Origin of the sequence: Paenarthrobacter sp. NPDC089714 (assembly GCF_044748905.1) — a bacterium.
GTDB lineage: Bacteria > Actinomycetota > Actinomycetes > Actinomycetales > Micrococcaceae > Arthrobacter.
Genome location: NZ_JBIVGX010000003.1, coordinates 198306 through 220587, shown reverse-complemented (window position 1 = coordinate 220587; position 22282 = coordinate 198306). Strand labels below are relative to the sequence as shown.

Annotated in this window: 20 protein-coding genes; 10 read left to right on the top strand and 10 right to left on the bottom strand. The window is 63.1% G+C overall.

Annotation, left to right across the window (positions count from 1 at the left end; genetic code table 11):
• The first annotated feature begins 3 nt into the window (after positions 1 to 3).
• The 4 genes from ACIPY3_RS07670 (at position 4) to ACIPY3_RS07655 (ending at position 4336) form a co-directional block, all read left to right on the top strand.
• Positions 4 to 642: a heme-copper oxidase subunit III gene (locus ACIPY3_RS07670; protein ID WP_397321701.1), complete on the top strand. Its 639-nt coding sequence runs from the start codon at positions 4 to 6 to the stop codon at positions 640 to 642.
• An 86-nt stretch (positions 643 to 728) separates the two neighbouring features.
• Positions 729 to 1517 (top strand): c-type cytochrome, encoded by a 789-nt coding sequence (locus ACIPY3_RS07665; protein WP_397321700.1) that lies wholly within the window; start codon positions 729 to 731, stop codon positions 1515 to 1517.
• A gap of 97 nt (positions 1518 to 1614) precedes the next feature.
• Positions 1615 to 2685 (top strand): Rieske 2Fe-2S domain-containing protein, encoded by a 1071-nt coding sequence (locus ACIPY3_RS07660; RefSeq protein WP_397321699.1) that lies wholly within the window; start codon positions 1615 to 1617, stop codon positions 2683 to 2685.
• Positions 2663 to 4336 (top strand): cytochrome bc complex cytochrome b subunit, encoded by a 1674-nt coding sequence (locus ACIPY3_RS07655; protein WP_400332112.1) that lies wholly within the window; start codon positions 2663 to 2665, stop codon positions 4334 to 4336. Before ACIPY3_RS07660 ends, ACIPY3_RS07655 begins: the two co-directional genes overlap by 23 nt.
• A 97-nt stretch (positions 4337 to 4433) precedes the next feature.
• Here the strand turns inward: ACIPY3_RS07655 and ACIPY3_RS07650 are convergent, their stop codons facing one another.
• Positions 4434 to 5222, bottom strand: coding sequence for a GntR family transcriptional regulator (locus ACIPY3_RS07650; RefSeq protein WP_397321697.1), 789 nt, complete (start codon positions 5220 to 5222; stop codon positions 4434 to 4436).
• Positions 5223 to 5383: 161 nt separating this feature from the next.
• Between ACIPY3_RS07650 and ACIPY3_RS07645 the strand changes: the two genes are divergently transcribed.
• Positions 5384 to 5677 carry an HPr family phosphocarrier protein gene (locus ACIPY3_RS07645; protein WP_400332109.1) on the top strand — a complete coding sequence of 98 codons (294 nt, stop codon included), beginning with the start codon at positions 5384 to 5386 and terminating at the stop codon, positions 5675 to 5677.
• 110 nt (positions 5678 to 5787) lie between these two features.
• Here the strand turns inward: ACIPY3_RS07645 and ACIPY3_RS07640 are convergent, their stop codons facing one another.
• From ACIPY3_RS07640 to ACIPY3_RS07620, 5 genes are all read right to left on the bottom strand, one after another.
• Positions 5788 to 6189 carry a cytochrome c oxidase subunit 4 gene (locus ACIPY3_RS07640; protein WP_400332106.1) on the bottom strand — a complete coding sequence of 134 codons (402 nt, stop codon included), beginning with the start codon at positions 6187 to 6189 and terminating at the stop codon, positions 5788 to 5790.
• Complete coding sequence (ctaD, locus tag ACIPY3_RS07635; RefSeq protein WP_387437250.1) at positions 6186 to 7907, bottom strand: cytochrome c oxidase subunit I; 1722 nt, start codon at positions 7905 to 7907, stop codon at positions 6186 to 6188. The genes ACIPY3_RS07640 and ctaD overlap by 4 nt, the downstream gene beginning before the upstream one ends.
• 10 nt (positions 7908 to 7917) lie before the next feature.
• The gene (gene coxB / locus ACIPY3_RS07630) at positions 7918 to 8787 is read right to left on the bottom strand and encodes a cytochrome c oxidase subunit II (protein ID WP_397321694.1); all 870 of its coding nucleotides are present in this window, start codon (positions 8785 to 8787) and stop codon (positions 7918 to 7920) included.
• A gap of 183 nt (positions 8788 to 8970) precedes the next feature.
• Positions 8971 to 9360: a HesB/IscA family protein gene (locus ACIPY3_RS07625; protein ID WP_387437248.1), complete on the bottom strand. Its 390-nt coding sequence runs from the start codon at positions 9358 to 9360 to the stop codon at positions 8971 to 8973.
• A 138-nt stretch (positions 9361 to 9498) separates the two neighbouring features.
• On the bottom strand, positions 9499 to 10953 hold the full coding sequence (locus ACIPY3_RS07620) for a dipeptidase (protein ID WP_400332103.1): 1455 nt from the start codon (positions 10951 to 10953) through the stop codon (positions 9499 to 9501).
• Between the two features lie 112 nt (positions 10954 to 11065).
• Here ACIPY3_RS07620 and ACIPY3_RS07615 point away from each other — a divergent pair, with 112 nt between their 5' ends.
• Positions 11066 to 11659 (top strand): DUF3043 domain-containing protein, encoded by a 594-nt coding sequence (locus ACIPY3_RS07615; protein ID WP_397321692.1) that lies wholly within the window; start codon positions 11066 to 11068, stop codon positions 11657 to 11659.
• 74 nt (positions 11660 to 11733) lie between these two features.
• On the opposite strand, the gene ACIPY3_RS07610 is transcribed toward ACIPY3_RS07615, so the two are convergent.
• Positions 11734 to 12810, bottom strand: coding sequence for a quinone-dependent dihydroorotate dehydrogenase (locus ACIPY3_RS07610; protein ID WP_400332100.1), 1077 nt, complete (start codon positions 12808 to 12810; stop codon positions 11734 to 11736).
• A gap of 67 nt (positions 12811 to 12877) precedes the next feature.
• Between ACIPY3_RS07610 and ACIPY3_RS07605 the strand changes: the two genes are divergently transcribed.
• The 3 genes from ACIPY3_RS07605 to ACIPY3_RS07595 are packed head-to-tail and all read left to right on the top strand — an operon-like array spanning position 12878 to position 16662.
• A complete protein-coding gene (locus tag ACIPY3_RS07605) occupies positions 12878 to 14557 on the top strand; it encodes an FAD-binding dehydrogenase (protein ID WP_400332097.1) in 1680 nt (559 codons plus the stop codon).
• A gap of 9 nt (positions 14558 to 14566) precedes the next feature.
• Positions 14567 to 15592, top strand: coding sequence for an alpha/beta hydrolase (locus tag ACIPY3_RS07600; RefSeq protein ID WP_400332094.1), 1026 nt, complete (start codon positions 14567 to 14569; stop codon positions 15590 to 15592).
• Positions 15589 to 16662, top strand: a complete 1074-nt coding sequence (locus ACIPY3_RS07595; RefSeq protein ID WP_400332091.1) for an alpha/beta hydrolase — start codon at positions 15589 to 15591, stop codon at positions 16660 to 16662. The genes ACIPY3_RS07600 and ACIPY3_RS07595 overlap by 4 nt, the downstream gene beginning before the upstream one ends.
• 15 nt (positions 16663 to 16677) lie before the next feature.
• Here ACIPY3_RS07595 and ACIPY3_RS07590 read toward each other — a convergent pair whose 3' ends face one another.
• The 3 genes from ACIPY3_RS07590 to leuA form a co-directional block, all read right to left on the bottom strand.
• Positions 16678 to 17499, bottom strand: a complete 822-nt coding sequence (locus tag ACIPY3_RS07590; RefSeq protein ID WP_400332088.1) for an isoprenyl transferase — start codon at positions 17497 to 17499, stop codon at positions 16678 to 16680.
• Positions 17500 to 17501: 2 nt separating this feature from the next.
• Positions 17502 to 18272 carry a DNA repair protein RecO gene (gene recO / locus ACIPY3_RS07585; protein WP_400332085.1) on the bottom strand — a complete coding sequence of 257 codons (771 nt, stop codon included), beginning with the start codon at positions 18270 to 18272 and terminating at the stop codon, positions 17502 to 17504.
• Positions 18273 to 18339: 67 nt separating this feature from the next.
• Positions 18340 to 20079, bottom strand: coding sequence for a 2-isopropylmalate synthase (leuA, locus tag ACIPY3_RS07580; protein WP_400332083.1), 1740 nt, complete (start codon positions 20077 to 20079; stop codon positions 18340 to 18342).
• A gap of 250 nt (positions 20080 to 20329) precedes the next feature.
• Here leuA and ACIPY3_RS07575 point away from each other — a divergent pair, with 250 nt between their 5' ends.
• Complete coding sequence (locus tag ACIPY3_RS07575; protein WP_400332080.1) at positions 20330 to 22282, top strand: M13 family metallopeptidase; 1953 nt, start codon at positions 20330 to 20332, stop codon at positions 22280 to 22282.

Genomic DNA, 22282 nt, shown 5'->3' with positions numbered 1-22282 from the left:
CTTGTGACATCTGCGACCCATGCCCCCAGTACCCCGGCGCACCCGACGCTGAACCGCCCCAACCTGGTTTCTGTTGGAACCGTTGTTTGGCTGTCCAGTGAGTTGATGTTCTTCGCCGGCCTCTTTGCCATGTACTTCACCCTGCGTTCCACGTCCGGAGCGCTGTGGGCCGAAGAGACGGCCAAGCTCAACTTCCCGTTTGCGCTCGTAAACACCATCGTCCTCGTGGCCAGTTCCTTCACTTGCCAGATGGGCGTGTTTGCTGCCGAACGGCTCGAACCGCGCCGCACGGGCGGCCCTTTCCAGTTCACCCGCTGGGGCATGAATGAATGGTTCATCCTCACCTTCATCATGGGTGCCTTCTTCGTAGCCGGTCAGACCACGGAATACGCCATGCTCGTCTCCGAGCACGTTTCGTTGTCCTCCAACGCCTACGGTTCCGCCTTCTACATGACCACCGGCTTCCACGGCCTCCACGTCATCGGCGGTTTGATCGCGTTCCTCTTCATCATTGGCCGCGCCTTCGCAGCCAAGAAGTTCGGACACTTTGAAGCTACCTCGGCGATCGTCACCTCGTACTACTGGCACTTCGTCGACGTCGTGTGGATCGGCCTCTTCCTGGTCATCTACGTCCTCAAGTAGCCGGCCTTGACTCTTTTTCTACAAGAGGCAGAATTTCAAGAAGCGGCTCACGGAGCCGACGCAGGATCGAATAAAGGAACCACCACGTGAAGGCACTCTCGCAGAAGCGACGTCACCCACTGGCAGCCATTGCACTGCTGCTGATGGGCCTCCTCCTCACTGGTGGGCTTTACGCCATTGCCACTTCCGTCAACCAGGCCAAGGCCGACACCACGAGCTACAGCGCCAGTGACGTAGAGGAAGGCGGCAAGCTCTTTGCCGCCAACTGCGCCACCTGCCACGGCATGGGTGCAAGCGGTACCCAGGACGGCCCTTCGCTGGTCGGTGTGGGTGCAGCAGCAGTTGACTTCCAGGTTGGCACCGGCCGTATGCCCATGCAGATGAACGGCCCGCAGGCCCAGAAGAAGCCCGTTCAGTTCAACGACGAGCAGACCAAGCAGCTCTCGGCCTACGTCGCATCCCTCGGCGCTGGCCCGGCCATCCCTGAGGAGCACCTCCTGGATGAGAAGGGTGACGCTGCCAAGGGTGGCGAGCTCTTCCGTGTGAACTGCGCCATGTGCCACAACGCCGCAGCCGCAGGTGGTGCACTGACCCGCGGTAAGTTCGCACCCGCCCTTGCCGATGTCACCGGCAAGCACATCTATGAGGCAATGGCCACGGGACCGCAGAACATGCCAGTGTTCAACGACTCGAACGTCACCCCGGAAGACAAGCGCGACATCATCACCTTCCTCAAGACGATCGAAGCAAACGGATCGCCCGGTGGAGCCGACCTCGGCTCGCTCGGTCCGGTGTCTGAAGGCCTGTTCGTGTGGGTAGCCGGTCTTGGCGTGATCATTGCCTTCACCATCTGGCTGACGTCACGTACGTCCTGATCCAGGCGGAAACAAACTTCTGCTGCACTGACAGCAGTTTTGAACTGAAAACAAACCCGGCGCAGGCCGGGACAACGAGAGAAGGATGAGGCGAATTATGGGCAACCATAGTGACGGCAGTCCGAACCACTCGGGCACCGTAGCTACGGCTGGTCAGAATGAGGTGGAGAAGTTCCAGGATCCTGGTCTTCCTCCGCATCGTTTGCGCCTGGCTGACACGGACCCGGTAGCCGCAAAGCGCGCCGAGCGTCAGGTAGCCATTCTGTTTGGCATTTCCGTCATCGGCACCCTGGTGTTCCTGGTGGCGTACTTCGCCATCGATCTGGGCGAAGACTCCACGATTGCGACGATCCGCACGCAGAACCTGCTGCTCGGCCTGGGCACCGCCTTTGCCATGCTCGGTATCGGCACCGGTATCGTCCACTGGGCCAAGGCACTCATGCCGGACCACGAAGTATCGGAAGAGCGCCACGCCATCCGCACGGAGGAAGACCGCCAGGCGGCCGTCCGCATCGTGGATGACATCGTCGAAGAGACCGGCATCAAGCGCCGCCCGCTGATCCGGAACACGCTCCTTGGAGCTGTGGCACTGGCACCCCTGCCCGCGCTGGCGATCTTCGGCGACCTCGGTCCCCGTCCGGATGACAAGCTGGCGCACACCATGTGGGCTCCGCAGGATGGCAAGCTCAAGCGCCTCACCCGCGACCCCGATGGCACCCCCATCAAGGCATCGGACGTCACCATCGGTTCTGCCTTCCACGTCATTCCCGAAGGCCTCAACGAACTTCACGAGGGCAAGCTCAACGAGAAGGCCAAGGCCGTCGTTTTGCTCATGCGCCTCGACCCGAACTCGTTGCACCCGTCCGAGGGCCGCGAAAACTGGAGCTACAACGGCATTGTTGCCTACTCCAAGATCTGCACGCACGTTGGTTGCCCCGTTGCTCTCTACGAGCAGCAGACCCACCACCTCCTGTGCCCCTGCCACCAGTCCACGTTCGACCTGACGCAGGAATGCAAGGTCATCTTTGGACCGGCCAGCCGTCCGCTTCCCCAGCTGCCCATCGCAGTCGACGCAGAAGGCTACCTCGTCGCCACCAGCGACTTCAAAGAACCTGTAGGACCGAGTTACTGGGAGCGTGACGAGCATGAGCGCCTCATCAACAGCTGAAGCCCCCTTCGTAGCGAAGACCAAGGTTGGCCGTTTTACTGACTTCGTGGACGAGCGTGTAGGTGGCTCCGGTATCCTGCGCGAATTCGGTCGCAAGGTCTTTCCCGACCACTGGTCATTCATGTTCGGTGAGGTGGCGCTGTATTCCTTCGTCATCCTGCTGATGTCCGGAACGTTCCTGACGTTCTTCTTCGATCCCTCCATGGCGGAAACGCACTACCAGGGTTCGTACACGCCGTTGTACAACGTCGAAATGTCCGTGGCCTACAACTCGTCGCTGAACATCTCCTTCGACGTTCGCGGCGGCCTCTTCATGCGCCAGGTACACCACTGGGCGGCCCTGCTGTTCGTGGCCTCCCTCGGTGTCCACATGCTGCGCGTCTTCTTCACGGGTGCATTCCGTAAGCCGCGTGAAATGAACTGGGTTGTTGGTGGCGTCCTGCTCATCCTGGCGATGGCCGCAGGCTTCACCGGCTATTCCCTCCCCGATGACCTGCTGTCCGGCAACGGCCTGCGCATCATCGACGGCGTGATCAAGTCCATCCCGGTCATCGGCACGTACATCTCGTTCTTCCTCTTCGGCGGCGAGTTCCCGGGTACGGCCATCATCGGCCGCCTGTACGTCCTGCACATCCTGCTCGTGCCTGCCCTGATCCTCCTGATGATCGTCGTGCACTTGTTCATGGTTGTGGTCCACAAGCACACCCAGTACCCGGGCCCGGGCCGTAACGACGGCAACGTTGTTGGCTACCCCCTCGGTCCTGTCTACGCAGCCAAGGCCGGCGGCTTCTTCTTCATCGTCTTCGGTGTCCTGGCTCTCATGGCAGCCGCTTTCACCATCAACCCGATCTGGAACTACGGCCCCTACGACCCCTCCCCGGTTTCGGCTGGTACCCAGCCTGACTGGTACATCGGGTTCGTTGACGGCGCCCTGCGCTTGATGCCTGGTGTTGTGAATGGTTTCCACTTCGAGTACATCATCTTCGGGCACACGCTGACGCTGAACGTGCTTCTGCCGGCACTGGTCCCGGCGGGCATTATCTTCACGGTGCTGTTCATGTACCCGTGGATCGAGCGTTGGATCACCAAGGACAACCGTGAGCACCACGTTCTCGACCGTCCCCGCAACGCTCCGACGCGTACGGCCATCGGCGTCGCCGGCTTCACCTGGTACTGCGTCATGTGGGCAGCTGCCGGATCCGACCTCATCGCGACGCACTTCCACGTTTCGCTGAACGACGTCACATATTGGCTGCGTGCGCTGTTCTTCGTGGGTCCGGTCATCGCGTTCATCGTCACCAAGCGCATCGCCCTCGCCTTGCAGCGCAAGGACCGCGAAATCGCACTCCACGGCCGCGAAACCGGTCGCATCGTGCGACTCCCCCATGGTGAGTTCATTGAGGTCCATGCACCGCTTGACGAGTACAAGCGCTACAAGCTCGTTGGATTCGAGTCACCGGCTCCGCTGCCTGCAGAACCGAACGAGCACGGCGTGGTCACCCGCAAGGAAAAGCGTCGCGCTGCTCTCTCCAAGTGGTTCTTCGAGGACAGGGTTGCCCCGGCGACACCTGCCGAACTCGAGGCCGCACATGCTCATGGCCACCACGAGGCCATTGAAGCTGGTTCCGACCAGAAGAGCCTCAGCCACTAGCTGAAACCGCTGAAAGGGCGGGTCCGATCCCCAAGGATCGGACCCGCCCTTTCTGCATATCCGGCCGCTGCCCTGCGTGCCGGAGCAAGTGATGCTGCTACTGCGTCCTGTAGCCCGACGAATAGTTCCTGGTAGGCCGCACACCGGGCCTCTGCAGGGGTATCCACAGCTTGTACCTGTCAGCACGATAGTAGGAGACCGAGTAGTCCACCATGGCACGGGCCACGAAGGCGTGGCGCTGGATTTTCAACAGCGGCGAGCCGACGTCCACGTTCAAGAGCCGTGCCGTGGATGGTGAGGCCGCCGTCGCTTCGATCATGTCCTCGCCCCACTCCATCACCAAGCCGAAGCGCTCACTGAGGACGTTGTAGAGAGACGTGGGTGGTGCATCGTCCAACAGCCCGGGGACACGGTGTGCGGGGATGAAGTTCTCGTCCACGCTCATGGGCTCATTGTCGGCGAGGAGCAACCGGCGGAAGCGCACCAGGGGTGTGCCCTCCTCCAGTTGCAGTTCCCTCGCCAGGAAGGCGCTGGCCGCGATTTGCTCAAAGCTGAGCACCTTCGCAGCCGGTACCATGCCACGGCGCTGCATTTCCTCGCTGTAGGACGTCAGCTTCACCTGGAGGTCCAGTTTGGGCTTCTTGACGAAGGTCCCCAAACCCACAACCCGTTCCAGCACTTCCTCGCCCACCAAGGCGTCGATGGCTTGGCGCACGGTCATCCTGGCGAGGCCGAAGCGCAGCGACAGATCCCGCTCCGAGGGCAAGGAAGAACCCGGTGGGCAGGACTGCCCAATGAAGGCCCGGAGGATCTCCCTGAGCTGAATGTAAATAGGCGTACTGCTGGTGCGGTCAATCTCGCCGGCGATGTTCGCTGCTTCAGGCACAACGTCTCCCAACCGATGTTTGGCTCATACAACAAGGGTAAGTCAGTCGTGTGGAGGTCTAGACCAGTAACGGTCGCAATATCGGCAAAGGGAATTACGGCAGCTAGGCTTGAATTGATCCCCTACCCCAACGGGTCTATCGCCCAACGCTAGGAGCTGGCTTGCCGCAGCTGAAATCCTTTGTCGCCGCCGAAATCGGGCTTCACGCCCGGGCGGCGGCCGTTTTTGTCCGCGCCGTCACGGAGACGGGCCTTCCCGTCACCATCCGAAAGATCGATGGCCAGCCGGTGGATGCCAGGTCCCTTCTGGAAGTCATGACCGAAGACTTCGCCCACGGCTGCGAGGTTGTCCTGGAAGTCACCCAAGACACCCCTGAAGGCCCGCAGACGGCGTTGCAAGCCGCAGATGCACTCTCAGCACTCTCCGCCATTCTTGAGGCTTCGGAGGCCCACTGAGCGGCCGCCAAGTGCCGGTGAGAATCAGCGGGGCGGCACCTGCACAAACATGAAAAACGACGTCGGCCCCCACCATAAGGTGGGGGCCGACGTCGTAATGACTGTGTTGCTTAGTGGGCGTGGTCGCCGCGGCTGTACTCGAAGACCCAGCCGACGAGTGCGACGACGGCAAGACCAGCAGCAACGAACGTGACCCAGAAGCCAATTGCCAGGCCCAGGAAGCCGCCTGCGCAGGCAAGGCCCAGAACCAGGGGCCACCAGCTCCAGGGGCTGAAGTGACCCTGCTCGCCGGCACCCTCGTGGATTTCCGCGTCGGGGCGGTCTTCGGGACGCATGCCGACACGCCGGCCGGTGAAGCCAAGGTAGGCACCAATCATGCCCGCCAGGCCACCCACGAGCAGGATGCCGAGCACGCCAACCCATTCAGTCCATCCGGTCAGGATGCCGTAGACGATGGTCACGGGGACGAAGAAGAAGACTCCGGCACCGAAAAGCCAGGATTCGATTTTCACTTGCGGACGTCCTTCTGGTCTGCGTTGCCGAGAACGGCAGCTGCGGGCGAGGGGGCTTCTGCGGTGTGGACCTGTGCAAGCTCGGGGTGGTGAAGGTCCAGGGCCGGACGCTCCGAACGGATCCGGGGCAGGGAGGTGAAGTTGTGACGCGGCGGCGGGCAGGACGTTGCCCACTCAAGCGAGGCACCGAAGCCCCAGGGATCGTCAACTTCAACCTTCTTGTTGCTGCGCCAGGTGATGTACACGTTCCAGAAGAACGGCAGCAGGGACGCACCCAGGACGAAGGAGGAAATCGTGGAGAACTGGTTCATCCAGGTGAAGTTGTCCTGCGGCATGTAGTCGGCGTAACGGCGGGGCATACCTTCAACACCGAGCCAGTGCTGGATCAGGAACGTTCCGTGGAAGCCAAGGAACAGCAGCCAGAAGTGGATCTTGCCGAGGCGCTCGTTGAGCATCTTGCCTGTCCACTTGGGCCACCAGAAGTAGAAGCCGGCGAACATTGCGAAGACGACGGTACCGAACACCACGTAGTGGAAGTGTGCCACCACGAAGTAGGAGTCGGAGACGTGGAAGTCCAGCGGCGGCGAAGCCAGGATGATGCCGGTGAGGCCACCGAAGAGGAAGGTCACCAGGAAGCCGATGCTCCACAGCATGGGGGTCTCGAAGGTGATGGACCCCTGCCACAGCGTTCCGATCCAGTTGAAGAACTTCACGCCGGTAGGGACCGCGATAAGCATGGTCATGAAGGCGAAGAACGGCAGCAGCACGGAACCGGTTACGTACATGTGGTGCGCCCATACCGTGACGGACAGGGCCGCAATGGCGATGGTTGCGTAGACGAGGCCCTTGTAACCGAAGATCGGCTTGCGGCTGAAGACCGGGAAGATCTCAGAGACGATGCCGAAGAACGGCAGCGCGATGATGTACACCTCGGGGTGGCCAAAGAACCAGAACAGGTGCTGCCACAGGACCGCGCCACCGTTTTCGGGATCGAAGATGTGCGCGCCGAAGCGGCGGTCGGCACCGAGTGCAAAGAGCGCAGCAGCGAGCGGCGGGAAGGCCATCAGCACCAGGATGGCCGTAACCAGCGTGTTCCAGGTGAAGATCGGCATACGCCACATGGTCATGCCGGGAGCACGCATGCAGATGATGGTGGTGATGAAGTTGACGGCACCGAGGATGGTTCCGAAACCTGACAGCGCGAGGCCGAAGACCCACAAGTCACCACCAACACCCGGACTGAATGTCGTGTTGGACAACGGAGCGTAGGCGAACCAACCGAAGGACGCAGCACCCTGGGGGGTGATGAAGCCGGAGACGGCGATGGTGGAACCGAACAGGAAGAACCAGAAGGCCAACGCGTTCAGACGCGGGAACGCGACGTCCGGTGCACCGATCTGGAGCGGCATGATCACGTTGGCGAAGCCGGCGAACAGCGGCGTCGCGAACATGAGGAGCATGACCGTGCCATGCATGGTGAACATCTGGTTGTACTGTTCCTTGGTCTGCAGGATCTGCATGCCGGGTTCGAACAGTTCAGCACGGATGAGCAGCGCCATGACGCCGCCGAGGCAGAAGAACACGAACGACGCTATGAGGTACATGTACCCGATGGTCTTGTGGTCCGTGGAGGTGATCCAGTTGACGACGATGCGTCCCTTGGATTTAGGAACTACGGGAGCCTCTAGGGTCCCGGCGGATTGAGTGTAAGTAGCCACGTCGCTCCCCTTACTTTTCGTTCAGGTTCGGGTTGCGGTCGTATTCCGCACCGAGCAGGCCCGTGTTGCCCTCTTGGCGAAGCTGGTCCATGTGAGCCTGGAATTCGGACTCGGAGACAACCTTGACGCGGAAGAGCATTTCGGAGTGGTATTCACCGCAAAGTTCAGCACACTTACCGTCGAAGGTGCCTTCCTTGGTGGGGGTGAAACGGATGTAGTTGGTCTTGCCGGGGATCATGTCGCGCTTCTGCAGGAAGGCGGGAACCCAGAAGGAGTGGATGACATCGCGGGAGTTGAGCTCCAGGTCAACCGACTTGTTGACCGGCAAGTACAGGGTGGGGAGGAGATCCTTGTTGACCTCGTTGCCCGTCAGGTGGGCCTGGACGCCGGCCTCGTGGAGGTCCTCGGAAATAACCTGGCCCTGCTTGTAGTTGAAGTCCCAAGCCCACTGCTTGCCACGGACGTCAACGACGACGTCTGCGGGCTGCGAACGGTCATCGATCGCGCGCTGGTCCTGGTCGGTGAAGTAGAAGAACACCAGCACCATGAACAGCGGGATGGTCAAGTAGAAGACCTCGAGCGGCAGGTTGTAGCTGAGCTGCTTCGGGAAACCGGTGGTGCCCTTGCGGCGGCGGTAGGCAATGATGCACCAGACCAGCAGGCCCCACGTGATGATACCGACTGCCAAGGCGGCGATCCATGAGTTGACCCAGAGGTCCATGATCCGGTCAGTGTGGTTGGTGGTGCCGCGCTCTGTAGGCAGCCAACCCTTCTCTACCTCTGGTGAACATCCGGTCAAAACCAACGCGCCGGCTAGTGCCAAGCCAGTGATCGAGGTGATCTTTATGCGTCGGCTGCCGGTTCGGTTCTGCGAACTCACAGACGGCCCTTCCTCTTGTTGCTGTCGCCCGGCAGGCCAAAGGCCCACCGGGCACACTAAAAGTTTTACTACCCGATGTAGAGCTTACCGCTATGAAGCGGTTTTCGCGCACATGTCGGCGCCGTGGCTCCGAACGCGATAAAACACGTCCGGGACGGCGCCGACATGCGGCGATGGCTCACGTCAGTGGAACGAGTCGCCGCAAGCGCACGAGCCGCCGGCGTTCGGGTTGTCAATGGTGAAGCCCTGCTTCGAGATGGTGTCCTCGAAGTCGATGCTCGCACCGCTGAGGTAAGGGACGCTCATTTTGTCCACGACAACCTCGACGCCGTCGTAGTCCCGGACGGCGTCGCCGTCGAGCAGGCGCTCATCGAAGTAGAGCTGGTAGATCAGGCCCGAGCAACCGCCCGGCTGGACTGCAACGCGCAGGCGCAGGTCAGTACGCCCTTCCTGTTCCAGGAGGCTGCGGACCTTGCCTGCTGCGACGTCGGTCAGGTTGACCTCGTGCGTGGGAAGCTCTTCGCTCTCGGCGAGCTGTGCTCCAGTGCTGTTTTCGTTGGTTGCAGTGCTCATTGGCCTACCTTCTTATAACGCGCTTGGCGGCGGCGCCGGGGACGCTGCCTGCCCTTACCCAATTACGTACGGGTTATAGCTCCATGCTACGTCGCGCAGGCGCTGAGCTATAACTCCTGACGTAACCACGGCCCGCAGTTACTTGTTCCCGTTCAACCTGGCCAGCATCAGCGCCTCGGCCAATACGGCGTGCCGGAAGTCCTCAAGGTGCAGTGATTCGTTGGCGCTGTGTGCCCGGCTGTCCGGATCCTCCACGCCGGTGACCAGGATCTGGACCTCGGGGTAGACCTCCATCAAGTCGGCGATGAACGGGATGGAACCCCCTATGCCCATTTCGACGGGCTCCACTCCCCAGGCCTGGCCAAGCGCCCACAACGCCACCTGCGCTGTTTCGGAACTGGTGTCCGTCGAGAATGCATTGCCCCGCTCCCCCGGGGTGAAGGTGACCTTTGCACCGAACGGCGCGTGGGCGTGGACGTGCCGCTCCAGGGCGTCCATGGCTGCTTCCGGATCCTGCCCGGGCGCCAGGCGCATGCTGAATTTTGCCCGGGCTGCTGGAATCAGCGTGTTGGAGGCAACGGCCACCGCCGGCGCGTCGATGCCGATGATGGACAGTGCCGGCTTGGTCCACAGACGCGAGGCGATAGTGCCGCTGCCGGCCAGCTGCACGCCGTCGAGCACTGACGCATCGGCCCGGTAATCGGCTTCGGCAAGGTCGACTGCAACCTCGTCACGCGCCACCAAACCCTCGACGGCCACATTGCCGTGCTCATCGTGGAGGGTTGCGATCAGGCGGGAGAGCAGGGTGGGCGCATCCAGCACCGGCCCGCCAAACATTCCCGAATGGACGGCGTGCTCCAGGACCCGCACTTCAAACGTGCCGTCGACGAGTCCACGAAGGCTGGTGGTGAGGGCAGGAATGCCCACTTTCCAGTTACTGGAATCAGCCACCACGATCACATCGGAGCGCAGGAGCTCTTTGTGTTCCTCGAGGAAGGTCCGGAACGTTGGCGAGCCTGCTTCCTCTTCACCTTCGAAGAAGAAGGTGACGCCAAGGCCAAAGTCCTGGCCCAGGACTTTCAGGGCGGCCCTGTAGGCCGCAAGGTGGGCCATGATGCCTGCTTTGTCATCGGCAGCACCCCGCCCATAGAGGCGGCCCCCGCGCTCCTCCGCCACGAACGGCTCTGATGTCCAGAGCGAACGTTCACCCGGAGGCTGGACGTCGTGGTGGGCGTACAGCAGGATGGTGGGCTTTCCGTCGCGCGCGGGCCGGTGGGCGACGACAGCCGGCCCACCGGGCGTTCCGTCGGCTTTTGCGGCCCGCAGGATCCGGACGTCCTCCATGCCCGATTCGCGCACCAGTGCCGCGACGGCTTCGGCGCTGCGGTCAAGTTCCGCAGGGTCGAAGCTGGCCCACGCGATACCCGGGATGGCCACCAGGTCCTTGAGGGCTGAGACCGTCCCGTCGAAATGCTCGTTGACGGCTGCGTTGAGTGCGGCGGTGTCCACACCGTCCACGGATTGGCCCGCGACCGGGGTGGTGTCGGAGTTCCCTGGCGTGTTCTGCGGGTTCCCCGCATGTGCTGAAGTCATGCCCCACACCTTACCGCCGGGTAGCTCCCCGCTTGGTGAGGCACGGCCCCCCCACCTTCGCTCCAGCCCCGTACGTAACGTGCGCCACCAGCCCGCGCTGTATTCTGTAGTGGTGTTCGGACGCAAAAAGGAAGAGCCAAGCGCTCAATCAGTAGTTGACCAGGCCCACGCCGCCGCCCAGGACCCCGTTATTGGGAAGGGCGCACCCACGCCCAAACGAAAGGCCCAGGAAGCGGCACGTAAGCGCCCCCTGGTGCCGACGGACCGCAAAGCCTCCAAGGAGGCAGAGCGGGTGGCCATCCAGGACCAGCGGCAGAAGATGCGGCAGGCCCTGGACACCGGCGAGGAAAAGTATCTTCCCCTCAGGGACAAGGGTCCGCAGAAGCGCTTTGCCCGCGACTACGTCGATGCCCGGTTCACCCTCGGCGAGTACCTGATGTTCGGCGCGCTCCTGTTCGTGGTGGTGTCGTTCATCATTCCGTCCAACAGCGCCCAGATCACGTACGTGCTTATCGGTTTCTGGATCATGTTCCTGGCAGTCTTCGTGGATGTCTTCATCCTCTCCCGCCAGCTCCGCAAGCGGCTTACTGCCAAGTTCGGCGAGGTTGAACGCGGCACCGTCTGGTATGGCTGCATGCGCGCCCTCCAGTTCCGCAAACTCCGCCTCCCCAAGCCTCTGGTCAAGCGCGGCCAGTACCCGTCCTAAGAGCACACCAACCTTAAAGTGAAGGCCCCGGACCACCCCGGTCCGGGGCCTTCGTGCCTGCCTGGGCCTATCCCCTAAACAGCGCGCTTCCGGATCCTGGCAAGTCCCTTGTTGATGCGTGATGCCCAGAAGGGACCCTCGTAAAGGAATGCCGTGTACCCCTGTACCAGCGTGGCGCCGGCATCCAGCCGTTCCTGGACGTCGTGTGCTGTTTCCACCCCGCCAACGGCGATCAGCACCAACTGGTCCCCCACCGCTTCCTTGAGGCGGCGCAGCACCTCCAGGGAACGCTGCTTCAGCGGTGCACCGGACAGCCCCCCGGCGCCGAGCGATTCCACCTTGGCGGCATCGCTGACGAGGCCTTCGCGGCCGATGGTGGTGTTCGTGGCGATGATGCCGTCCAGCTTAAGGTCCAACGCCAGCCGGGCGACGTCGTCGATGTCGTCGTTGCTGAGGTCAGGAGCGATCTTGACCAGCAGCGGAACGTGGCGCCCCGCGGATTCGTCAGCCGCGTCACCGACGGCCCGCAGCAGGGGGCGCAGTGTTTCGACGTTCTGGAGCAGCCGCAGCCCCGGCGTATTGGGAGAGCTGACGTTGACCACCAGGTAGTCGGCTGCCGGGGCCAGCCCGCGTGCGCTGACCAGGTAGTCCTCTGTGGCAGCATCGAGTTCCACCACTTTGGTCTTGCCAATGTTGACGCCAATCACCGGCCGCACGCCCGCATGGGCACGCTGCAGGGCGGCCCTCGCGGACTTCAGCCGGGGAGCCACTGCTGCGGCGCCGTCGTTGTTGAAGCCCATGCGGTTGATGACCGCGCGGTCCTCAACCAAGCGGAACAGCCGCGGCTTGTCGTTTCCGGGCTGGGCCTGCCCCGTAATGGTGCCCACCTCGACGTGTCCGAAACCAAGTTCGGAGAGCGCCTCGATACCATGGCCCTCCTTGTCGAATCCCGCGGCCAGGCCGAACGGAGAGGGGAAGGTCAAGCCCAGCGCCTCGGTGCGCAGCGATGCATCGGGGGCGGTGATCCTGGCCAGGATCCGGCCGGCACCAGTGCGGTGGGCTGCCCGGATGGCCTGGAAACCGATCTTGTGTGCCTTCTCGGCATCCATCCAGGAAAAGGCAAGCTTGAAGAAGGTGGGGTAAACACGCATGATCCTAGTTTTCCGGTTTCCGCACGACTCACCAAACCCGTGACCTGCCTGGGGCTAGCATGTACCCATGCCGCTTCAGGATCGTGACGGACATCATGGAAACCGCATCAACGCAGATGTGCTGGTGGTCGGGGCCGGCCTTTCGGGCCTGGTTGCTGCCGCCACGGCCTATGCAGCGGGCAAGTCCGTGGCCATCCTGGACCAGGAAGGATCCGCATCGCTCGGTGGCCAGGCACACTGGTCGTTCGGTGGCTTGTTCATGGTGGACACCCCTGAACAGCGGCGCCTGGGCGTCAGGGACAGTGCAGAACTGGCCCTCCAGGACTGGTTGTCCTCTGCCGGATTCGATCGCGACGACGATGCCCATGCGCGAAGGTGGGCCGAGGCCTACGTTGACTTCGCCTCCGGTGAAAAGCGTTCGTGGCTCAGGAACCTGGGCGTGGGCATCTTCCCGCTCGTGCAGTGGGCAGAACGCGGCGGCTACGGCCCCCAGGGCCACGGAAACACTGTTCCCCGCTTCCACGTCGCCTGGGGAACCGGTCCCGCCGTCGTCGAACCCTTCGCCGCCAAGGTGCGGGAGGGAGTCGCCGCCCGACGCATCTCGCTGCACCTGCGGCACCGCGCAACAACCCTGACCGTCGCCTCGGGCACCGTCACCGGTGTTGGCGGCGACGTTTTGGAACCGACGACGGCGGCGCGCGGCCAGGCTTCTTCGCGTGCCGTCGTCGGGCCTTTCGAAGCGGCGGCAGGAGCCGTGGTGGTAGCCACCGGCGGTATCGGCGGCAACCACGAGACGGTGCGCCGCCAATGGCCAGGTGGCCTGGCGCCTCCGGAAATGCTCAGCGGTGTGCCCGCCTCCGTTGATGGCGCCTTCCTGGCGGTGGCGGAGACCGCGGGTGCGTCGCTGGTCAACGGGGACCGCATGTGGCACTACCCGGAAGGCATCCACAACGACGATCCCGTGTGGCCCAAGCACGGAATCAGGATCCTGCCCGGGCCTTCGTCGCTGTGGTTGGACGCCGAGGGCAGGCAGCTGCCGGCCCCCTTGTTTCCGGGCTTTGACTCCCAGGGCGCGCTCCGCCACATCGTGCGAACCGGACACGGGTACTCCTGGTTCGTCCTGAACCGCACCATCGCCCTGAAGGAACTGGCCCTCTCCGGATCCGAGCAGAACCCGGACCTGACCGGCAAGGACATCCCGTTGTTGCTGGGCCGCCTCAAGCCGCGGGGCGACACGCCCATCGAACGGTTGCTGGAACGGGGCGCGGATTTCGTCCAGGGAACCTCGCCCCGGGAACTGGCCGCCCGCATGAACGCGCTGGCCGGTACGGAACTGATCGACCCGGACTCTTTGGCTGCGCTCATTCATTCCCGCGATCTCCAGGTTTCCAGCGGGCTCGGAAAGGATCCCCAGCTGGCCCAGATTCGTGCGGCCAGGCGTTTCGCGACGGACCGCCTCATGAGGGTGGCTCCCCCGCACCGCCTCACGGACACCGCCCATGGGCCGCTGCTTGCCATCCGGCTGTCGGTGGTTACCCGCAAAAGCCTTGGCGGTTTGCAAACAGACCTGCGTTCGCGGGTCCTGGGCAGCGACGGTTCTCCCATCGCGGGGTTGTACGCCGTGGGAGAAGCTGCCGGATTCGGCGGTGGTGGCATCCATGGTTACAGGGCGCTTGAAGGAACGTTCCTGGGTGGGTGCCTCTTCACCGGCAGGGCGGCCGGTCGAGAAGCAGCAGCCAGTGTCTAAGCTGGAGCCATGGAGTGGTCAACGGACATCCTCGGCCCGGACTTCCAGTCCTGCAGCATCCAGGCCCCTGGACCCGGCGGCGCGAGCCGGCGGGCCACCTTGGTGCGCCACAGGCCGGATAGGATGCCCGACGACGGCAACGGGCACGACGCTGCCGTCGAGGGTCGCGGGGCCGTGCTTTTCCTGCACGGGTGGAGTGACTACTTCTTCAATATTGAACTGGCGCAGTTCTGGGCCCGCCTGGGATACGGGTTCTATGCCTTGGACATGCACAACCACGGCCGGAGCCTGGGTACCGATACCACCGGCGGCTACGTTGCCGACCTCAACGACTACGATGCCGAGATCCAGCAGGCCCTGGACGTCATCCGCAACGACTCTCCGGCGCGGAACGGGCACAATGTGGCGCTTATGGGCCACTCGACCGGTGGCCTCATCGCCGCGCTGTGGGCCAGCCGGCATCCCGGCGCAATCCAGTACTTGATCCTGAACAGCCCTTGGCTGGAAATGCACGGCAATTCGGTGGTGCGCCGGGCCGCGCAGGCCATGGTCCATCCCCTGGCCCGGCTGCGCCCCGAAATGGTGCTGAAGCTTCCGGAGCGGGGCTTCTACTTCCGGAGCATCAGCAGTACGGCCGAAGGGGAATGGCCACTTGATGAGCAATACAGGCCACCGCTGGCCTTTCCGGTCCGGGCGGGATGGCTCCGGGCCGTCCTCGACGGACACACACGGGTGGCGCGCGGGCTGGGGCTGGAGATTCCCGTGCTGGTCCTCACGTCTGCCGCCAGCGCCAACGGCATGGTGTGGCAGGAATCCATGCGCCGCTCCGATGCCGTCCTGGATGTGGATATTATCGCCGTGCGGGCCATGGCACTTGGACAGAGCGTCACGTTGGAGCGGGTGGACGGCGGACTCCATGACGTCTTCCTCTCCGCGCCGAAGGTACGCGCCGATGCGTACTCACGGCTGGCACGGTGGATCCACGGTTTCATGGAGGAGAACACATCTGTCAGCCAGGGGGAAGGCGATACATGACCACCACGGAAGAATCAGTAGGCACCTGGCAACCGGACATCCTCGGAGGTGGCTACCAACGCCTCGACCTGCCCCTGGGGACGGACGAGGAAGGCGAGGTCAAAGCAACCCTGGTCCGGTATCTCCCCGAGCCGGCCGCGCCCCTGCCGCACGGCATCCTGGACTTTTTCCAGGGCTTTGCGCGACGCAAGCGCCGCCACATCCCGCCCGACCCTTCAGCGGCTCCACGCGCGGTCCTCTACCTGCACGGATGGGCCGATTACTTTCTGCAAACCGAACTGGCCGAGTACCTCACCGCCTCGGGATTCCACTTTTACGCTCTGGATCTCCGCAAGTTCGGCCGGAGCCTGCTTCCGGGTCAAACGCCCGGGTACACCTCGGACCTCGCCATCTACGACAACGACATCGCTGCCGCGCTGGACGAAATCGAAGTGGACGTGGCCTCGAGGACCGGCAACCCTGTTCCACCAACGGTGCATATGATCGCCCACTCCCTGGGCGGCCTGATCGCGGCCTTGTGGGCGGACCGCAATCCGGGCCGCATCGGGACGCTCGTGCTGAATTCCCCCTGGTTGGAACTCCAAGGCAGCAGCCTGGTACGCAGCATAGCCATGCACCTGATTGAGCCGTTCGCCCGCACAGACCCGAAGCGGCCCTTCCGGTTCCCTGATATGCCCGCCTACTGGGAAAGTGTCAGCAGCGATGCCCACGGAGAGTGGCTGTTGGATCCAGTGTGGCGGCCCCGGGCATCGTTCCCGATCAGGGCCGGCTGGACCAAGGCCGTTCTGGCCGGGCACAGTACGGTGGAGAGGAAACTCAACATCGACGCCCCCGTCCTGGTTCTGTTGTCCGGGCGCACGAGGATCCAAGCCGAATGGACCGCCGAACTCATGCGCGCCGACGCCGTGATCGATGTGGAGGAAACATCCAGAAGGGCCCTCGGCCTGGGCCGGCGCACGGCGGTGTTCCGCTACCCCGGCGCGCTCCACGATGTTTTCCTGTCACGCAGGACCATCCGCCAGCAGGCGTACCGTGACGTCGCTGTGTGGTTGGCGTCCTATCCCTATTGAAACAGCACGACCGCGCTACGTGGCCGAGGGGGCTGCATCCACGGCGCCACCGTAGCGGCGATCGCGCTTGGCATAGATTTCCACAGCGTCCCAGAGGGTCCGCCTGTCCACATCGGGCCACAGTGTGTCCATGAAGACGAACTCCGCGTAGGCCGACTGCCACAGCAGGAAGTTTGACAATCTCTGTTCGCCGGAGCTGCGCAGGAAAAGATCAACGTCGGGAAGATCCGGCTCATCCAGGTACTTCTGGATAGTCTCTTCAGTCACCGAGCCCGGCTTCAGGACGCCCGCCGCCACGTCCTGGGCGATGGCGGATACTGCGTCGGCAATTTCTGCCCGGCCGCCGTAATTAACACACATGGTCAATGTGCAGGTGTCGTTGCCCCGCGTGTAATCCTCCGCCTCTTCCAGTTCGCGGATCACCGACCCCCACAGCTTGGGCCTGCGCCCCGCCCAACGGATCCGGACTCCCCATTCGTCGAGCTGGTTCCGCTGGCGCCGTAGCACGTCCTTGTTAAATCCCATGAGGAAGCGGACTTCTTCCGGCGACCGCCGCCAGTTTTCCGTGGAAAAGGCATAGACACTGACGTATTTGATGCCGAGCTCGATTGCTCCTGCCATGACGTCGAGGAGGGCTGGTTCTCCCGCCTTGTGCCCCTCGATGCGGGGAAGCCCGCGCTGGTTCGCCCAACGACCGTTGCCATCCATGACAATGGCCACGTGCTGCGGAATGAGCTCTTGGGGAATTTCCGGTGGAACTGCTCCCGACGGGTGGGCGTAGGGTGCGGTGACCGGCGCGGTCCGGGCGGGTGATTTGCTCTTCTTACCTAGTACCACTGCTAGCTTCGCTCCACATGTTTGAGTGATTTCACGGCGCGTTCCAAATGCCATTGCAGATAGCCCGCCACCAGGCCTGCCGCTTCCCTGCGGTGCCTGGGGTCGGAGCCGTCGGCCACACCCCAGTTCCCCGTCAACAGGGCACCAAGAAGCACCACCGTTTCAGGGGCAGGCGCCGGCGATCCTGGCGGACGGCAGTCGCCACAGACCATCCCACCCAAGGGCGCGGCGAAAGCTGTATGCGGACCAGGGGTTGCACAACGGGCACAATCGGTGAAACTGGGCGCCCAGCCGCCCGTGGCCAAGGCCCGCAGGAGGTAGGAGTCCAGGATGAGTTCCGGCGGATGTTCCGAACGGCTCAGCGCTGCCAAGGCACCCACCAACAGGTTGTACTGGGCTGTGCCTGATTCAGCGTCGACGTCGGTCAACTTCTCTGCCGTCTCGGTCATGGCAGCGGCCACGGTGAAGCGGCCATAATCCGCAGCGATGCTGCTGCCGTAGGCTCCCTTCGCCACCGCTTGCGTCACGATGTCCAGGGTACGGCCGGACACCAGCTGGAGGTCGGCCACCATGAACGGTTCAAGCCGGGCCCCGAATCGGCTGCTGGTCCTGCGCACGCCCTTGGCCACTGCCCGGACCTGCCCATGGTGCTTGGTGAGCAGCGTGATGATCCGGTCGGCCTCGCCGAGCTTGTGGGTACGGAGCACCACAGCATCGTCCCGGTAGGACCGGGCTGCGAAAGAGGATGGATTGGCCACATCTAATCTTCGCATTGCGGCGGCTTCCTGGAGCACCGCCAAGCCGTGGGGTGACGGTATTTCACGTCACCCCACGGACCGCCTAGGCCTGGGCGTCGCGGACAGCCCGGTTCACTGCGGAGATCAGGGCCTTCAGCGAGGACGTGGTGGTGCTGGGGTCGATCCCTACCCCCCACAGGACCCGCTCGCCGACTGCGCACTCAACGTAGGCAGCGGCACTGGCGCTGCCTCCTTCGGACAGTGCATGTTCGCTGTAGTCCAGGACGCGGACGTCCACGCCGTCATGGTGCAGGATGTCCAGGAACGCGGCGATCGGCCCGTTGCCGTGCCCGGTCCGCCGTACTTCGACGCCGTCAATGCGCAGGGAGGCGTTCATGGTCATGGCGCCCGACTCGTCCGTCTCCGTGCTGACGCTGCCCAGCGAGTAACGGCCCCACTGCGACTGCTCTTCGTCCGAGGGCAGGTATTCATCCTGGAAAATCTGCCACAGCTGGGCGCCACTGACTTCGCCGCCAACGGCGTCGGTGCGGCGCTGGATCACTCCCGAGAACTCGATTTGCGCCCGGCGCGGCAGGTCAAGGTTGTGCTCGTTCTTCAGCAGGTAGGCCACGCCGCCCTTGCCGGACTGGGAGTTGACGCGGATAACGGCCTCGTAGCTGCGGCCGAGGTCCTTGGGATCGATCGGCAGGTACGGAACCTGCCACGTGAAATCCTTGACCGGAACCCCTGCTGTGGCGGCGTCCTTCTCCAGGGCTTCGAAGCCCTTCTTGATGGCATCCTGGTGCGAACCAGAGAAAGCCGTGAAGACGAGGTCGCCACCGTAGGGCGCGCGCTCCGGGACCGGCAGTTGGTTGCAGTACTCGACCGTTCGGCGCACCTCGTCGATGTCGGAGAAATCGATCATGGGGTCGATCCCCTGGACGAACATGTTCAGGCCCAGCGTCACCAGGTCCACATTGCCCGTCCGCTCGCCGTTGCCGAACAAGCAACCCTCAATCCGGTCAGCACCGGCCAGGTAGCCCAGTTCGGCAGCAGCAACACCGGTGCCGCGGTCGTTGTGCGGGTGCAGCGAAATAATGATGCCCTCACGCGGGTGCAGGTTCCGGTGCATCCACTCAATCGAATCGGCGTAGACATTCGGCGTTGCCATCTCCACCGTGGCCGGCAGGTTGATGATGACTTGCTTGTCCGCCGAAGCTTCGAAGACGTCTGCGATGGCGTTGCACACGCGGGCTGCGTACTCGAGCTCGGTTCCCGTGAAGGACTCGGGCGAGTACTCGTAGGTGATGTGCGTATCCGCGAGGGTCTCTTCGTACTTCTTGCACAGACGCGCGCCCTGCAATGCGATGTCCAGGATTCCGTCCTCATCCTGGTTGAAGACCACCCGGCGCTGCAGCACGGACGTGGAGTTGTAGAGGTGCACGATCGCCTGCTTGGCACCAACCAGGGACTCGTACGTCCGCTCGATCAGGTGCTCGCGGGCTTGGGTCAACACCTGGATGGTGACGTCGTCCGGAATGTGGCCGCCTTCGATCAGCTGCCGGACAAAGTCGAAGTCTGTTTGCGATGCCGACGGGAAACCGACCTCAATCTCCTTGAAACCCATCTTCACCAGCAACTGGAACATCTTCAGCTTGCGGGCCGGGCTCATGGGATCGATCAGGGCCTGGTTGCCGTCCCGGAGGTCGACGGCGCACCAGCGGGGAGCTTTGGTAATGACCTTGTCCGGCCACGTGCGGTCCGGGACTTCAACGGTGATCTGGTCCTGGAACGGCAGGTAGCGGTGAATCGGCATACCGGAGGGCTTTTGTGCATTGCGCATGACGTGTGGCCTTTTCTCTAAGAACTAAGTGAAAGCTTAGCCGGGCACACCGAAACTCCGCGGCGAGGATGGCCCAGCTTTCAATCAGCTATCAGGCCTCGCCGCGGCAGCTAAGAAGAAGCATCTCCGCACGCACAAGTTCACAGTAACACGGTGCGTATGATGACATTGCAACACCCAATGCAACGTCCACTATGCAGACGCCGCGACGGTGGCAACGCCGGCTGCAGCGTCCATCCAAGGAGCCACAGTGCCACAGTCGGGGATCACTCTTTCCAACATCGATCACAACGTCCGGCCGCAGGACGATCTTTACCAGCACGTCAACGGAGCCTGGCTTAACAACACAACCATTCCGGACGACCGCCCGTTGGAAGGCACCTTTACCGCCCTGCGCGACGAAGCGGAACTGGCAGTAAAGGCGATCATCGAAGAAGCTGCTGGCAAGGGCGAGGACGCGACCGGCGTCGAACGGAAAGTCGGCGGTCTCTACGCAAGCTTCATGGACGAGGCGGCCGCTGAGGCCAAGGGGCTCGACCCCGTTCGCGGCCGCCTCGAGGATGTCCGCGCGGTGTCCTCCAGCGGTGACCTCGTTGCCCTGATCGGACGTTTGTTCCGTTCCGATGTCTCCGGGCTCTTCGGTATCTACCCCGCCCCGGATGCCGGCAATCCCGAGCGCATCCTCCTGTACATCAGCCAGGGCGGCCTGGGCCTGCCGGACGAGTCGTACTACCGTGAAGAGAAATTCGCTCCCATCGTCACCGCCTACGGTGAGTACATTTCGAAGCTCTTCAGCCTGGCCGGCGTACCGGACGCCGAGGCGGCCGCAGGCCGGATCGTTGCCCTGGAGACATCGCTCGCCTCCCACCACTGGGACAACGTCACACTGCGGGATCCGCAGAAAACCTACAACCTCAAGACCGCGAAAGAGGCGGCCGACCTCTTCCCCCTGCTCAATGCATGGTTCGAGGCAGCCCGCATTGACGAAGGGAAACGCACGGAAATCGTGGTCAGCACGCCCGACTTCTTTGCCGGCGCCGCCGGGCTGCTGGAGTCGGCCGACCTTGCGACGTGGAAGGAATGGCTCACCCTTCGTGTCCTCGGCTCGGCTGCGCCCTACCTGTCCGCTGAGTTCGTTGATGCGAACTTCGACTTCTACGGCACCACGCTCAGCGGCACTCCGCAAAACAAGGAACGCTGGAAGCGTGGCGTGGCGGTGGTGGAGTCAGCCCTGGGTGAAGCAGTAGGCCAGATCTACGTTGAACGGCATTTCCCGCAAGGCCACAAAGCACGGATGCAAACCCTGGTTTCAAACCTGATCGAGGCCTACCGCGCCAGCATTTCCTCCCTTGAGTGGATGGGCGAGGCGACCAAGGCGGAGGCCTTGAAGAAACTGGAAGCATTCCGCCCCAAGATCGGCTTCCCCGAGAAGTGGATCGACTACTCCGCCGTTGAGATCCACCCCAATGACCTCCTGGGCAATGTGGAGCGCGCCCACGACGCAGACATCGACCGCCACCTGGATGAAATCGGCAAGCCGGTGGACCTCAACAAGTGGCTCATGACGCCGCAGACGGTCAACGCCTACTACCACCCGATGCTGAACGAAATCGTCTTCCCCGCAGCCATCCTGCAGCCACCGTTCTTCAACGCGGACGCTGACGACGCTGTGAACTACGGCGGCATTGGCGCAGTGATCGGCCATGAAATCGGCCACGGTTTTGACGATCAGGGATCCCAGTTCGACGGCAGTGGCGCCCTGCGCAACTGGTGGACCGAAGAGGACCGCGCGGCCTTCGAGACCCGCACCGCCAAGCTGGTTGCCCAGTACGACGCCCTGTCTCCCTACGCCGCACCGGACCACAAAGTCAACGGCAAACTCACCCTGGGCGAAAACATTGGCGACCTCGGCGGACTCACCATCGCCTACAAGGCCTACCTCCTCAGCCTCGACGGTGCCGAGCCGGAGGTGATCGATGGTTTCACAGGACAGCAGCGCTTCTTCATGTCCTGGGCTGCGGGATGGCGCCAAGTGATCCGTTCCGAGGAAGCCATCCGACGCCTCGCCACTGATCCCCACTCCCCCAACGAATTCCGGACCAACGCGATCGCCCGGAACCTCAACGCCTTCCATGAAGCCTTCGATGTCCAGGAGCAGGACACCATGTGGATGGCACCCGGGGAGCGCGTCAGCATCTGGTAA

Excerpts from the sequence above, each read along its gene's own strand:
- ACIPY3_RS07655 (WP_400332112.1), top strand. The coding sequence starts at position 2,663 with ATGAGCGCCTCATCAACAGCTGAAGCCCCCTTCGTAGCGAAGACCAAG.
- recO (WP_400332085.1), bottom strand. The coding sequence starts at position 18,272 with ATGCGAAGATTAGATGTGGCCAATCCATCCTCTTTCGCAGCCCGGTCC.
- ACIPY3_RS07600 (WP_400332094.1), top strand. The coding sequence starts at position 14,567 with ATGGAGTGGTCAACGGACATCCTCGGCCCGGACTTCCAGTCCTGCAGC.
- ACIPY3_RS07605 (WP_400332097.1), top strand. The coding sequence starts at position 12,878 with ATGCCGCTTCAGGATCGTGACGGACATCATGGAAACCGCATCAACGCA.
- ACIPY3_RS07610 (WP_400332100.1), bottom strand. The coding sequence starts at position 12,810 with ATGCGTGTTTACCCCACCTTCTTCAAGCTTGCCTTTTCCTGGATGGAT.
- ACIPY3_RS07660 (WP_397321699.1), top strand. The coding sequence starts at position 1,615 with ATGGGCAACCATAGTGACGGCAGTCCGAACCACTCGGGCACCGTAGCT.
- ACIPY3_RS07625 (WP_387437248.1), bottom strand. The coding sequence starts at position 9,360 with ATGAGCACTGCAACCAACGAAAACAGCACTGGAGCACAGCTCGCCGAG.
- leuA (WP_400332083.1), bottom strand. The coding sequence starts at position 20,079 with ATGCGCAATGCACAAAAGCCCTCCGGTATGCCGATTCACCGCTACCTG.
- ACIPY3_RS07595 (WP_400332091.1), top strand. The coding sequence starts at position 15,589 with ATGACCACCACGGAAGAATCAGTAGGCACCTGGCAACCGGACATCCTC.
- ACIPY3_RS07620 (WP_400332103.1), bottom strand. The coding sequence starts at position 10,953 with ATGACTTCAGCACATGCGGGGAACCCGCAGAACACGCCAGGGAACTCC.